The 13,434-nt window shown below is 69.8% G+C and carries 11 protein-coding genes; 8 read left to right on the top strand and 3 right to left on the bottom strand.

Annotated features, from left to right (window positions below; translation table 11 throughout):
- Nucleotides 1-19: 19 nt before the first annotated feature.
- Both dnaN and dnaA read right to left on the bottom strand, forming a co-directional pair.
- Nucleotides 20-1,162, bottom strand: a complete 1,143-nt coding sequence (gene dnaN / locus ACGFI1_RS40955) for a DNA polymerase III subunit beta (RefSeq protein ID WP_089327663.1) — start codon at nt 1,160-1,162, stop codon at nt 20-22.
- A gap of 663 nt (nt 1,163-1,825) precedes the next feature.
- Nucleotides 1,826-3,949: a chromosomal replication initiator protein DnaA gene (dnaA, locus tag ACGFI1_RS40950; RefSeq protein WP_392793036.1), complete on the bottom strand. Its 2,124-nt coding sequence runs from the start codon at nt 3,947-3,949 to the stop codon at nt 1,826-1,828.
- Between the two features lie 663 nt (nt 3,950-4,612).
- Here dnaA and rpmH point away from each other — a divergent pair.
- Genes rpmH through ACGFI1_RS40925 form a run of 5 tightly spaced genes read left to right on the top strand, consistent with a single transcriptional unit; the run spans nt 4,613 to nt 7,148 of the window.
- Nucleotides 4,613-4,750 (top strand): 50S ribosomal protein L34, encoded by a 138-nt coding sequence (gene rpmH / locus ACGFI1_RS40945; RefSeq protein WP_021592695.1) that lies wholly within the window; start codon nt 4,613-4,615, stop codon nt 4,748-4,750.
- Between the two features lie 33 nt (nt 4,751-4,783).
- Nucleotides 4,784-5,131 (top strand): ribonuclease P protein component, encoded by a 348-nt coding sequence (rnpA, locus tag ACGFI1_RS40940; RefSeq protein WP_240808159.1) that lies wholly within the window; start codon nt 4,784-4,786, stop codon nt 5,129-5,131.
- Complete coding sequence (yidD, locus tag ACGFI1_RS40935; protein WP_386874864.1) at nt 5,128-5,607, top strand: membrane protein insertion efficiency factor YidD; 480 nt, start codon at nt 5,128-5,130, stop codon at nt 5,605-5,607. Before rnpA ends, yidD begins: the two co-directional genes overlap by 4 nt.
- Nucleotides 5,600-6,625 carry a membrane protein insertase YidC gene (yidC, locus tag ACGFI1_RS40930; RefSeq protein WP_386874865.1) on the top strand — a complete coding sequence of 342 codons (1,026 nt, stop codon included), beginning with the start codon at nt 5,600-5,602 and terminating at the stop codon, nt 6,623-6,625. The genes yidD and yidC overlap by 8 nt, the downstream gene beginning before the upstream one ends.
- Nucleotides 6,626-6,662: 37 nt before the next feature.
- Nucleotides 6,663-7,148 carry a Jag family protein gene (locus ACGFI1_RS40925; protein WP_089327667.1) on the top strand — a complete coding sequence of 162 codons (486 nt, stop codon included), beginning with the start codon at nt 6,663-6,665 and terminating at the stop codon, nt 7,146-7,148.
- A gap of 549 nt (nt 7,149-7,697) precedes the next feature.
- Here the strand turns inward: ACGFI1_RS40925 and ACGFI1_RS40920 are convergent.
- On the bottom strand, nt 7,698-8,165 hold the full coding sequence (locus ACGFI1_RS40920) for a DUF6458 family protein (protein WP_386874866.1): 468 nt from the start codon (nt 8,163-8,165) through the stop codon (nt 7,698-7,700).
- A gap of 183 nt (nt 8,166-8,348) precedes the next feature.
- Between ACGFI1_RS40920 and rsmG the strand changes: the two genes are divergently transcribed.
- From rsmG to ACGFI1_RS40905, 3 genes are all read left to right on the top strand, one after another.
- Complete coding sequence (rsmG, locus tag ACGFI1_RS40915; protein ID WP_138638932.1) at nt 8,349-9,026, top strand: 16S rRNA (guanine(527)-N(7))-methyltransferase RsmG; 678 nt, start codon at nt 8,349-8,351, stop codon at nt 9,024-9,026.
- Nucleotides 9,027-9,319: 293 nt separating this feature from the next.
- The gene (locus ACGFI1_RS40910; RefSeq protein ID WP_274704641.1) at nt 9,320-10,198 is read left to right on the top strand and encodes a ParA family protein; all 879 of its coding nucleotides are present in this window, start codon (nt 9,320-9,322) and stop codon (nt 10,196-10,198) included.
- A complete protein-coding gene (locus ACGFI1_RS40905) occupies nt 10,195-11,184 on the top strand; it encodes a ParB/RepB/Spo0J family partition protein (RefSeq protein ID WP_386874867.1) in 990 nt (329 codons plus the stop codon). The genes ACGFI1_RS40910 and ACGFI1_RS40905 overlap by 4 nt, the downstream gene beginning before the upstream one ends.
- Nucleotides 11,185-13,434: the final 2,250 nt, after the last annotated feature.

The raw sequence follows: 13,434 nt of genomic DNA, 5'->3' as shown, positions 1-13,434 counted from the left end.
ATGCCCCAGGGCACAGTCCTTATCCGGACAGCCGGACCGGCATGATCAGGTAACGGTAGTTCGGGTTCTCCCCGTCCTGCGGGGGCTTCCCGGTGAGGACGGCCGGCTTGGTCGGCGTCGTGAACGACAGCCGCGCCACGTCCGAGCCGATCGCTGAGAGCCCGTCCAGCAGGAACGCGGGGTTGAAGGCGATGTCGATGTCCTCGCCCTCCAGGGACGCCTCAAGGGCCTCCACGGCCTGGGCCTCGTCCCCCGTCCCCGCCTCCAGGACGACCTCGCCCTGGCTGAAGGAGAGCCGGACGGGCGTGTTGCGCTCGGCGACCAGGGAGACGCGCTTCACGGCCTCGATGAACGGCGCGGTCTGGATCTCGGCGAGGCCCGCGTACTCGCTCGGCAGCAGCGACCGGTACTTGACGAAGTCGCCGTCCAGCAGGCGGGACGTGGTGCGGCGGCCGCCGCCCGCGAAACCGATCATGCCCTCGCCGGTGCCGCCCGTCCCGCCGAGCGCGATCGACACCTCGGCGCCGGCGGTCAGCGACTTGGCGGTGTCGGCGAGCGTCCGCGCCGGGACGAGCGCGACGGCGGAGAAGTCGGGGCGCTCCGGCTTCCAGTGCAGCTCGCGGACGGCCAGCCGGTACCGGTCGGTGGACGCCAGCGTGACCGTCTCGCCCTCGATCTCCACCCGGACGCCGGTCAGCATCGGGATCGTGTCGTCCTTGCCGGCGGCGATCGCGACCTGGGAGACGGCGGCGGCGAACTCGTCGCTGCCCACCGAGCCCGCGGCTGGCGGCATCTCCGGCAGCGTGGGGTAGTCCTCCACAGGCATGGTGAGGAGTGTGAACTTCGCGCTGCCGCAGCGGAGCATCACCTTCGCGCCGTCCGTCGTCACCTCCACAGGGTGGGGAGGAAGGCTGCGCGAGATCTCCGCGAGGAGGCGCCCCGACACCAGGGCCGTCCCCGCCTCCTCCACATCGATCTCCGTGGACACCTGGGCGGAGACCTCGTAGTCGAACGCCGACAGCGTCAGCCGGTCGTCGTTGCCCTCACCCCCGGCGACGAGGTGCATGCCCGCCAGGACGGGCACCGGGGGCCGGACGGGCAGGGTGCGCGCTGTCCAGGCGACGGCGTCGGCGAGGGCATCTCTGTCGATGCGGAACTTCAACGGGACCAGCCTCCTGCAGGTGTCGGACAAGGGTGCGGTGATCTCGGCCGGGCCGGAGCGCTCGGGGCAGGTTGTCCCCAGGCCCTGACTTGAGATGGATCTTTTCTTGGATAGAGAAGTGGTGCAGTACCAGTAATAGGGGCGGTGGATAGTGTGGACAACACGAGTTTCCGCAGGTCAGGTCGCGTTTCTCTGTCCACTGGGGCTGTGCATGGGCGGTGGACGGCGCGGGACGGCCTGGGGACGGCGAAATCATCCCCACACGTCATCCTCAAGTCATCCCCCGGTTTTCCACGAGTTCTCCACGGGTATGAGTGCCGTTTCGGCGCCCTGTGCACGACGGCCGCGTGATCGGCGGATCCGCCCACAGCCCCGTCCCCAGGCCGTCCCCAGGTCGTCCACCGGTTTTCCCCAGGGCGGTGGCGCGGGTGCGCGGCGAATCCACATCCGTCCACTCCTCATCCTCAGCTTTTCCAGTGGTCGTCCACCGGGTTATCCACGAAAATCCCCAGGGTTTTCCACAACCTGTGAGTAGCCGCTTCGGTTCTCTGGGGAAGCGCGCATTTTGTCGGTTCTTTGCCTTCACCGGGGTGTGGACAGCCGGGAGGCGACTCGTCCACAAGGTCGGCGAGGGTCTGTCCACAGTGTGTACGAAGGGGCGCGTCAGCGCTTGCGGGCCTGGTGCTTGATGCGCCCGGTCAGCTCCGTGACCTGGTTGTATATGGCACGGCGCTCGGCCATCAGCGAGCGGATCTTGCGTTCGGCGTGCATGACCGTGGTGTGGTCGCGGCCCCCGAACTGCTGCCCGATCTTGGGAAGGGACAGATCGGTCAGCTCCCGGCACAGGTACATGGCGATCTGCCGGGCGGTGACGAGCATCCGGGAGCGGGACGGCCCGCACAGGTCCTCGATCGTCGTACCGAAGTACTCGACCGTCTGCGCCATGATCATCGCCGCGGTGATCTCCGGGCCCGAGTCGTTCGGGATGAGGTCCTTGAGCACGATCTCGGCGAGCTTCATGTCCACCGACTGACGGTTCAGGCTCGCGAACGCGGTCACCCGGATCAGCGCGCCCTCCAGCTCGCGGATGTTCGTCGCGATCTGCGAGGCGATGAACTCCAGCACGTCCGGCGGCGCGGCGAGGCCCTCCTGACGGGCCTTCTTCTGCAGGATCGCGATCCGCGTCTCCAGCTCGGGCGGCTGGACGTCGGTCGTCAGGCCCCACTCGAACCGGTTGCGGAGCCGGTCCTCCAGCGTCACCAGCTCCTTGGGCGGACGGTCGCTGGAGATCACGATCTGCTTGCTCGCGTTGTGGAGCGTGTTGAAGGTGTGGAAGAACTCCTCCTGCGTCTGCTCCTTGCCCTCAAGGAACTGGATGTCGTCGACGAGGAGGATGTCCACATCCCGGTAGCGGCGGCGGAAACCGTCGGCCTTGCCGTCGCGGATCGAGTTGATGAAGTCGTTCGTGAACTCCTCGGAGCTCACGTACCGCACGCGTGCCCCATTGAAGAGGCTCTGCGCGTAGTGGCCGATCGCGTGGAGCAGGTGCGTCTTGCCGAGGCCGGAGTCGCCGTACACGAACAGCGGGTTGTACGCCTTGGCCGGCTGCTCGGCGACCGCTACGGCCGCCGCGTGCGCGAACCGGTTGGACGAGCCGATGACGAACGTCTCGAACGTGTACTTCGGGTTCAGCCGGGCGTGCTCGGACGTCCCCGGACCAGCCGCACTGCCGCCGCCACCCGCGCCTTGCGGCGGGGTGGGGCCCCTGGGGTCGGAGCTCTCTTCATCACGGAAGCTGCTCTCACCCCGGTAGGGGGCCTCGCCGCGGTACTGCTGTTCACCAGCGGCGAACGACGACTCCCCGCCGTTGAAATCGTCCGCATGGCCCAGCGGTGCCTCGCTCGTGCCGTGCTTGGGCTCGTGCCCCTGCTGCTCTGGACGACGCTGCTCTGGACGACGCTGCTCTGGACGGAGCTGCTCCGGGAGGCGTTGTTCTGACCGGCCCCGCAGCGGACCGAGTGTGCGGTCGTTCAGATGGGAATGCGGCGGACGTCCTGGAGACTCGCCGCCGCCGAAGCCCTCCTGCCCGCCGTACCCGGGGAAACCACGCCCTTCGTAAGGCTCCCGCCCCCCAGGACCAGGCCCCCCTGGACCGGCCCCATAGGACGGTGGACGCGAGGCAGGTGGATAAGTACCGCGGTCGTCATCCGCAGCCTGTGGATAACTTCCGGGCGGGCCGAGGCTGTGGGTAACTCCCGACTGAGGCCGGTAGCCCTGATCGTTGTAGGGCTGCTCCGGATAAGGACGGTCGGACCGCTCCCCGAAGGGCGAGTCACCGTAGGACTGGTCGTCGCTGTAAGGACGATCCCGTTCACGGTCATCGTGCTGCCGTTCACCGTACGGCTCGCCATAAGAAGAAGGTGGCTCGTGCATACCGAGCCCCTGGCCAGGCCCAGGGACGGGCGCCGAAAGCGGCTCCCCGGATCGGCCGCCCGGCCCAGCCGCCGGCCCTGGGGAAGACCCTGCGGGCGGCTCCGGCTGGACGGTCACCGCGACCCGGATCTCCCTGCCCAGCTCACGGGAAAGCGCCTGCGTGATGAGGTTTCTGAGGCGCGTCTCAAGCGCGTCCTTGGCGAACTCGTTCGGTGCGGCGAGGAGCGCCGTCCCCTCGACGAGCGCCAGCGGGCGGACCATCGGCAGCCATGCGCGATAGCTCGGAGACAGATCGCTCTCGGACAGCGCGGTGAGGGTGCGGGCCCAGACCGATCCGAGATCCTGACCGTCCATGCGCAAGGTCCCCCCTCCACCGACTCCGCCGTACGGAGTACCTGACTGCCCGGCTCTCCCACGGGTTACGGCTCGCCTCTCAGGGCACGCCGCGACGCGGAAGACTTACTCTCTCACGAGTTGTCCACAGAGTTGTCCACATGCTGTGCATAGGCATGCGGCGCCTGTGTAAAACCCACGGGACGGGGTCTTCGGAGACGGGGTCGGGAAGGCTCCGGCCATTGCGCGGCCGGTACCGGGGCGGTTCTCGAACGGGGGCTTGAGGGGCAGAGCACCGACATCAGATCGTCGAATTCGTCGAAGTCGAAGGAGCGTCGGCTCGCCCAGACGACCTTAACCGGTGCCGTCCCCACCCGCAACACGAACCGACCCCGTCCACAGCGGCCCCCGTCTTCGCGTCCCCGTCCACAGCGCGGTGTACTGAATCGCGCCATCTGCAGGCGGAAGGCGCTCGGAGGAGCGCTCCGTTTGACCGCGCACCCGGAGAGCCCGTAACGTGCTGAGGTCGAGTCGCATCGACGGAGATGCCGCGTGCCCGCCGGCAGCAGCCCTTCAGGCGAGTCCGGGTGGGCCCCCGCTGCGGGGGACCGGACGCGGCCCTCGACGCGAACCAGCGAGACTCAAAGACCCGTAGCCGAACGAACCGCAGCACTGGAGCCTCAAGTGAGCAAGCGTACTTTCCAGCCGAACAATCGTCGTCGCCACAAGAAGCACGGCTTCCGGCTGCGGATGCGCACGCGCGCCGGCCGCGCGATCCTGTCCAGCCGGCGGGGCAAGGGCCGCGCCCGCATCGCGGTCTGACCCACCTGCACTGTGCTGCCGTCCGGTAACCGGATGCGGCGGCGGGACGACTTCACGTTGGCCGTCCGGCGCGGTCGCCGCGCCGGACGGCCAACTGTCGTAGTTCACCTGCTTCGCCCGGACGAGACACCGGCGCCGGCGACACCGCCGCTGGTCGGATTCATCGTGGCGCGCACCGTCGGCAACGCCGTCGTCCGCAACGCGGCGCGGCGCCGCCTGCGCCACCTGATGCGTCCGCACCTCGACCGGCTTCCAGCGGGTAGCCTGCTCGTAGTGCGCGCCAACCCCCGCGCGGGAACGGCGCGTCCAGACGAACTGGCCGCGGATCTGGAGTCGGCACTCGACCGGCTGCTGCGGCCCGCGTCCAAGGGGCGAAGATGAGGAGTCGGCAGGGGACCGCGTCCCCCGCGCAGCAGGAGGAGGAGGCCCGTCCGGGCCCCATCGCGTTCGTGCTGATCCTTCTCGTCCGCGCCTACCGCCGCTTCTTGAGTCCCCTGCTCGGGCAGCAGTGCCGCTTCCACCCCTCGTGCAGTGCGTACGGCCTGGAGGCGCTCCAGGTTCACGGGGCGGCGCGCGGCACGTGGCTGACGGCCCGCCGCATCGCGCGGTGCCATCCCTTCAATCCCGGGGGTTACGACCCGGTGCCGCCTAAGAAGACGTCCGAATCCCCCTCCGGCGAGTCCGGGGACGGGGAATCCGGGGAGTCACGGGACGCGTTCACTCAGGGACCGTCCGTCTTCTCCGGGGAATCTGGGGGGACGACCCCTCAGCAGCGCTCCACGGCGGCCTCCTCGAACTCCGGCCGCGAGGAGAGCGGCCACGCCCTAGCAGAGCCCAAGGAGCTGCCCGGTGCTTGATTGGTTGTACGAGATCGTCTCTCAGCTCATCGTGTGGATGCACACGGGGCTAAGTACGGTCGTCCCCAAGGACAGTGGATGGGCGTGGGGCGGTTCCATCATCCTGCTCACCGTCCTGCTGCGGTTGGTACTCGTCCCCCTCTTCGTGAAGCAGATCCACGCTTCACGGAAGATGCAGGAGCTGAACCCGAAGGTCCAGGCGCTTCGCAAGAAGTACAAGAACGACAAGCAGCGCCTCAACCAGGAGGTCATGAAGCTCTACCAGGAGAACGGCGCCAACCCGCTGTCGGGCTGCCTGCCCCTCCTGGTCCAGATGCCGGTCTTCATCGGTCTGTTCCAGACCCTGAAGCAGATCTCCGACGCCAAGCCCGGCGAGAGCGTCTTCGCGGTCTCGGCCGACCTGGTGGCGAGCGCGCAGCACGCCAACATCTTCGGTGCCCACATCCCGGACACCTTCCTGAACGCGTGGGGCACCGACCCCAAGAGCTGGACCGCGATCATCGTCACCGGCATCGCCGTGGTGATCAGCTCCTGCACGACGTTCTTCACCGTCCGCGCCAGCATGAAGCGGCAGCCCGTCACCGACGAGGCCAACCCGATGATGCAGGCGCAGAAGATGATGGTCTTCCTCGCGCCGCTGTTCGGCCTCTTCGGCCTCGGCTTCCCCCTGGGCGTCCTCATGTACTGGGTCACGTCCAACAGTTGGACCCTGGCGCAGCAGCACTACATCTACAAGAAGTACCCGCCGCCCAGCACCGACGGCGATGCCACGACCACTGGCGCCGCCAAGACCGGCACCAAGGCCGGTGCCAAGGCGGGCACGAAGGCCGGCTCCAAGACGGCCGGTTCGCGGGCGGCCGCGGCCAAGAACGGGCAGTCGCCGTCCGGCACGAAGGCCAAGGCCAGGCTGAAGAAGGAGCCGGAGGCGGAACCGGAGCCCGAGGACAAGCCGAAGGTCGTGCGCAACCAGCCGACCCGCAAGCCGCGCAGCAAGCGCAGCGGCACCCAGAAGCGCTAGTTTGAACCCCGAGCACGTGCCGGAGAAGGAGTCCCCGTTGAGCCAGACCGACACCACCGAGGTCGACGTGCAGGCGCTCGAACAGGAAGGCGAGATCGCCGCCGACTACATCGAGGGCCTGCTGGACATCGGTGACTACGACGGCGACATCGACATGGACGTCGAGGGCGAGCGCGCGATCGTCGCCGTCGTCGGTGCCTCGCTGGACGAGCTGGTCGGCAAGCGCGGCGAGGTCCTGGAGGCGCTGCAGGAGCTGACCCGGCTGGCCGTCCACCGCCAGACGGGCAACCGCACCCGCCTCATGCTCGACATCGGCGGCTACCGCGAGCGCCGCCGCGCGGAGCTCACCAAGCTCGGCACGGACGTGGCGGACGAGGTCAAGCAGGCCGGCGAGCCGAAGCCGCTCGCCCCGATGACCCCGTTCGAGCGCAAGATCGTCCACGACGCGGTCGCCGCCGCCGGCCTCCGCAGCGAGTCCGAGGGCGAGGAGCCCGACCGCTACGTGGTGGTCTACCCCGCCTAGCTCGACCTCCTGAACGGCCCCGCTGCCTCCCGGCACCGGGGCCGTTCGCATTCCCAGCGCCGCCGCAGCCGCACAGCCCACGCAAGAGTTATCCACCCCCCCTGAGTTCGGGGCCAGGAGCACCCCTGGGGCCCAATCATCACAGGTAGTGCGCCTAACCTGCCCGCTGCGCTGTGCACCGCCCCTGAAGTTATCCACAGCCTCCGGTTCACCATGAGGACGACCCCCAGCAGCTCGACCATGGAGGGAGCAGGCTCGACCCGGTTCGAAGGGGGCTGCTTCGCCATGAGCAGACGCATGAGTCCGTAGAGAATCGACGCCAGGACATGGGAGGGCCCCGCGCCCTGGCCGACGCGGGGCCCTCAGTAGCCCGGTGTGCACCGCCGCCCAAGCACACCGGGCAGGCTCTGACCCGTCACCCACTCCTTGAAGCCACGCCCGCCACCCACCACGACCGCCCAGCACCGCCCGGTGGATGTTGGACGTCGGGCGGAGGTGTCGGGCGCGCTCGGTTGCGCGTGGCTCACCAGGCGCGGCCGGCGTGCGGGGTCATCGGCGGGCGGTGCGGCGCCACCTGCGGCGTTGGGGCGGGACGCGGTCGCCGGCGTCCACGACCGCCGGGCTGTTCTCCTCAGCGGGGTCCTGCGCGTGCGCGGGGTCCTGGGCGAACTCCGGGTCCTGGGCGACGTGTCCGTGGGTCACGCCCTCGTCCGCCGGGTGTTCGATCACGCGTTCGACTCGCTCGGCCGGACGTCCCATGGGTGCGGGGTCCTCGATGATGTGCTCTTCGCGGACGATGGTCCCGGGCTCGTCGCCGTAGGCGGGGTCGGCGCCGACGACGCGTCCGGCGCTCCGGCGCGGCCGCGTGTACTTGAGAGTGAAGCCCATGCTGACGAGCCCCACCACGATCAGGATCCAGCCGACCAGGTGGATATCGACGCCGGTGAGGTCGACACGCAGCGCGAACGCGAGGATGGCGCCCACGGCGATGAAAGCGAGACTGACTCCGATTCCCATGTCGGAGCTCCTTCCGGGGGGACGGTCGGGCGACACGGCACCTCTACCCGGCAGGTCCCGAATATGCGGAGGGGTCATGTGGTTCTCGCCATAACGCAAGGGTCGTGCAACCCTCCGCCCGGACGCCGCACCAGCACGTTTCGCGTGTACGCCGCCGCCGGGTTTTGTGGAACGATTCGTCTGATGGGCATTGGACGTGAGGTTTTCGGGGACGCGCTGCCGGTCGCGGAGCGTTATGCGGCGTTTCTCGCTGATGCGGGGGTCGAACGCGGGCTCATCGGGCCGCGCGAGGTCGACCGGCTCTGGGAACGCCATCTGATCAATTGCGCGGTGGTGTCCGAGGCCGTTCCGGCGGACGCGCATGTTGTGGACATCGGCTCCGGCGCGGGGCTGCCCGGCATCGTCCTCGCGATCGTCCGGCCCGATCTGCGGATCACGCTGCTGGAGCCGCTGCTGCGCCGCACCACCTTCTTGGAGGAGTGCGTCCGGCTGCTCGACCTGCCGAACGTCGAGGTGCGCCGGGCCCGTGCCGAGGAGGTGGTGAAGGAGTTCGCGGTGGACGTGGCCACCGCGCGAGCCGTCGCGCCACTCGAACGCCTCGCGAAATGGGCGCTCCCCCTCCTCCGCGAGGGCGGGGAGCTCCTCGCGCTCAAGGGGGAACGGGCCCAGGCCGAATTGGACGAGGCGGAGCCCGTCCTGAAGCGGCTCGGGGCGCGCTCGACCGAACTGCTCCAAGTCGGGCGCGGTATGGTCGACCCGCCGACAACACTCGTCCGTGTGGTCGCCGGCCGAGGAGAGGTTGTCGGGCGACGACAGCGCGCGCCGCGGCGTGCCAGAGGGTCGAGGAAGAGGTCTTCATGAGCACGGGACCAGGACTGGGCCGGCCTGACCGCGCCGACGAATCCCCCGACGAGCAGCCGTCCGGCCTGGGCGAGGGGGCCCAGCCGCCGGCCGGCGGGACGCAGGGGGTTCCGGCCCCGCGGACGGCGTCGGGATCCGGGCAGGGGACCGCCCCGGGGACCACGCCCTCGGGGCACGCGATGTGGGGTAGCACGACGTCCGGTACCGCGGAGAACGTCGGATACGTACCGACGCACACCGGCGCACGTCCGCCGGAACCGCGCAGCGGACCGAACCAGGGGGAGTCAGAACTCGTGCGCGAGGCGCTCAAGGACGCCAAGGTTTCACATGAAACAGCGGTCACCGCGCTGAAAGCGATGTCGGGCCGCAGGGAACGGGAGTGGCCGCGGCCCGCCAAGTGCCGCGTGATCACCATCGCCAACCAGAAGGGCGGCGTGGGCAAGACCACCAGCTCGGTGAACCTCGCCGCGTCCCTCGCCATGCACGGCGCGCAGGTGCTCGTGGTGGACCTCGACCCGCAGGGCAACGCGTCCACCGCCCTCGGCGTCGACCACCACGCGGAGGTCCCGTCGATCTACGACGTGCTGATCGAGGACATGGCGCTGGCGGACATCATCGTCCCGGCGCCGGAGATCCCGAACCTGTACTGCGCGCCCGCCACCCTCAACCTCGCGGGCGCCGAGATCGAACTCGTCTCCAAAGTGGCCCGCGAATCGCGGCTGCGGCGGGCGCTCGACGCCTACGACACCGAGAAGTTCGACTATGTGCTGATCGACTGCCCGCCGTCGCTCGGCCTGCTCACCGTGAACGCGCTCGTCGGCGGCGACGAACTGCTCATCCCGATCCAGTGCGAGTACTACGCGCTGGAGGGGCTCGGGCAGCTGATCCGCACCGTCGACCTCGTCAAGGCGCACCTCAACCAGAAACTGAAGGTGTCCACGATCCTGCTCACGATGTACGACGCCCGGACGCGGCTCGCCGCGCAGGTGGCCGAGGACGTCCGGAACCACTTCGGGGACGTCGTCCTCAACACGGTGATCCCCCGCAGCGTCCGAGTATCGGAGGCCCCGAGCTACGGGCAGTCCGTCATGACCTACGACCCCGGTTCAAGTGGCGCGCTCGCCTACAGCGAGGCCGCCTCGGAGATGGCCCATGGAGGAGCTGTCCAGTGAGCCAGCAGCGACGCGGTCTGGGCAAGGGGCTCGGCGCCCTCATTCCCACCGCCCCGCCCCCGCCGACGCCGGACGAGCCGGGGAGCGCGGGCGAGCCCGGCTTCCCCGGTGGCCCCGCCGCCGCGAACGGCGCCGCGGCCCCCGGGCTCGAACCGGTCGCCGGTGCGCATTTCGCGGAGCTGCCGGTCGGATCCATCACGGTCAACCCGCGGCAGCCGCGCGAGCACTTCGACGAGCAGGCGCTGCAGGAGCTCGCCGAGTCGATCGGCATCGTCGGGCTGCTGCAGCCGATCGTCGTCCGCAAGTCCGCGTCGGACGAGCACGACTACGAACTGATCATGGGCGAGCGCCGGTGGCGGGCGTCCAAGATGGCCGGCCTGGACGTCATCCCGGCGATCGTCCGCGACACCGGCGACAACGATCTGCTCCGTGACGCGCTCATGGAGAACCTCCACCGTCAGCAGCTCAACCCGCTGGAAGAGGCCGCGGCCTACCAGCAGCTGCTGCAGGACTTCGGCGCCACCCACGAGCAGCTCGCCACCCGCATCGGCCGGTCGCGCCCGCACATCACCAACACGCTGCGCCTGCTGAACCTGCCGCCCGCCGTCCAGCGCCGGGTGGCCGCGGGCGTCCTGTCCGCCGGTCACGCCCGCGCCCTGCTCTCCCTCGACAGCATCGAAGCCCAGGAGCACCTGGCGCAGCGGATCGTCCAGGAGGGCCTCTCCGTCCGCGCCCTGGAGGAGATGATCGCGCTCCGCGAGGTCGACGACGAGCCGAAGGCACCGCGCCAGGGCCGCCGCAAGAAGCCGGTCGCCCCCGGCCTGAGGGAGCTGGCCGACCGCCTCTCCGACCGATACGAGACGAAGGTCCGCGTCGACATGGGCCGCAACAAGGGCAAGATCGTCGTCGAGTTCGCCACCCTCGAAGACCTCGACCGCATCATCAAGTCGATGGCCCCCGAAGACGACGGCCTAACCGGCACCTGACCACCCCCTCACCGCGCCCCGGAAAGCCACCCGCCTCCGGGGCGCTTCCTTTTGCCCGCTCCCCCAACGTTTCCCGTGAAACATCAGCCACCCCCGGACGAGGTCCCCTGGAGTCTCCAGCCCCCGGGGGGGCCGGGAGCGCCCCTGGAGTCCTGAGACTCCAGGAGCCCCAACCAGTCGACAAACCGAGGCACGTCCACGCCCACCTAGGTCCAACATCGCCGCAACCAAGCCAAAACCAGTACCCCGCAAGCGGTGCATGGCCGGCCAAGCCACGCCTGCCCACTGCTTGTGTTGCTGCCGATGAGGCGTGCCAGGTTGACCGTCCCGGCCATGCCTCGCGGAGGTCGAGCGCAGCGCACACGCGCCCGCAGTCGGCGGCGTCGCGGGGGCCCGGCGTCGGCGCCGGCTGTAACGAGTGGCAGGAACAGGCGGGGCTACGTCAGCCCGCTGCCGGTGCTGCTGTGGGTCAGGATGATCGGCTGACGGCCTCTGCGGCCGGGACGGCTCCACGCGGCCTCGCGCGTGCGCGCGTCCGCGCGGTCACGTTCTGGACGCCGGAGCCGGTGGGGGGTTGCCGGCGGGCTGGCGGCGCCGCCGGTCAAGAGGTTGGCTGTACATGGGCTTGACGTTTCACGGGAAACATCACGTCGCCGGAGGAGCCCAATCCCCCGCCTGCTCGCATTGGCCGAGCCTCCCTCGTCCAGGGAAGGCGAGGCTGTCACCGTTCGCGCATCGCCGTTGGCGTGGGCGGAGGCGGCATTGCGCCCGCCAGGCCGTTTGCGTGTCCCATGGCACTGCCTCACTCGCCGCGTCCTCTCATGTCCTCTGCCCTGCCCCACCGGTGTTGGCCATGGCCGCGCCGGGTGGAAGGGCGGACGGCACCATGCAGGCCCCCTCGGGGGTGCTGCTGCCGATGGGGCGTGATCGGCCGACGGTCTCCGCGCTACGGACGGTCTGAGGCAGCGCCGCGTTTGTCGGCGCCTGGCGGCATGCCGTCGGGAGGTCGATGTATGTGGGCTTGATGTTTCACGGGATACAGCGCGTCGCCGGAGGAGCCCAATCCCCCGCCTGGCCCGCATTGGTCGAGCCTGCCTCGTCCACTGATGGAGGCCGTCACCCGTTCGCGCCTCGCGCGGCGAGGCCGTCGGCGATAGGCGGGACGTGGCGAAGCTCAGCCCTGGTGTCGGCTCGCTGGCCGCGTCCCCCTCCTGCTTTGCCCCGCCGGCGTTGGCCTGGACTGCGTCGAGTGGAAGGCGAGCCGCGCCTACCCGATGTCAGTGCTGATGCCGCTGATGCGTGTTCGGCTGATCGCACCAGGCATGCGCGGTGGAGAGCCGAACGCAGTGGCACGCGTCCCCGCAGCCGGCGGTGTTGCAGGAGTGGGCAGGCCGGTGGGCCCGGTGGTGCCGAGCGGAAGGGCGAGCCGAGCCGCACAGGCTCGCTGCCAGTACTGCCGACTGGGCGCTCCGGGCTGATCGGCCCAGCCAAGTGTCGTGGAAGGTGGAGCGCTGTGCCATGTGCGGGTCCCCAGAGGCGTTGCGAGGGGGGCATCTGGTGCCGGCTACGGGTGTGCCAAGCGGAAGGAACGGGCGAGGGCACGTCGGCCGCTGCCGAGGAGGCGAGTTCGGTTGATCGCCCCGGCGGTGCACCGTGGTGGGGGGTGAGTGGAGTGGCAGGCGTGCTGGCAGTCGGCGGCGCTGCAGGAGCGGGGGCGGACGAGTTGGTCTCGGTCGCGTCGGTGGAAGGACATGCCAAGCTCTGCTGGCCCGCTGATTCAGTTGCTGGCGATGGGGCGTGATCGGCTGGTGGTTTCCGCGTTGCGGTCCGTCCTGACGCAGGGCGCTTGTGTCCGCGCCTGGAGCGTCGGCATCGGCGAGGTTGGCTGCACGCGGGCTTGATGTTTCACGGGAAACATCGTCGCCGGAGCGCAATCCCTCGCACCGCTCGACTGGCCGTGCTTGCCTCGTCCACTGCAGGCGAGGGCCGTTACCGTTCGCGCCTCGCGCAGCAAGGCCGTCGGCAATGGGCGGACGTGGCAGCTGCCCCGCCCAATCGGTTTGCGCGTTGTCGGTGTCGCTTCGCTGGCCGTGTCTCTCTCATGCTCTCCGCCCAGCGCTCGCCGGTGTCGCTGTTGGGGGGGGGGGGGGGGGGGGGGGGGGGGGGGGGACAACGCGGGGGGGGGGGGGGGGGGGGGGGCGGGGGGGGGGGACACCCGCCCGGAGGGGCGCCCCGGCGGGGGCGCCAACC

The organism is Actinomadura geliboluensis (genome assembly GCF_043197915.1).
GTDB classification, from domain to species: Bacteria; Actinomycetota; Actinomycetes; order Streptosporangiales; family Streptosporangiaceae; genus Spirillospora; species Spirillospora geliboluensis.
Note: the sequence above shows the minus strand (reverse complement) of the source record. Positions and strands in the feature narration are given on the sequence as shown.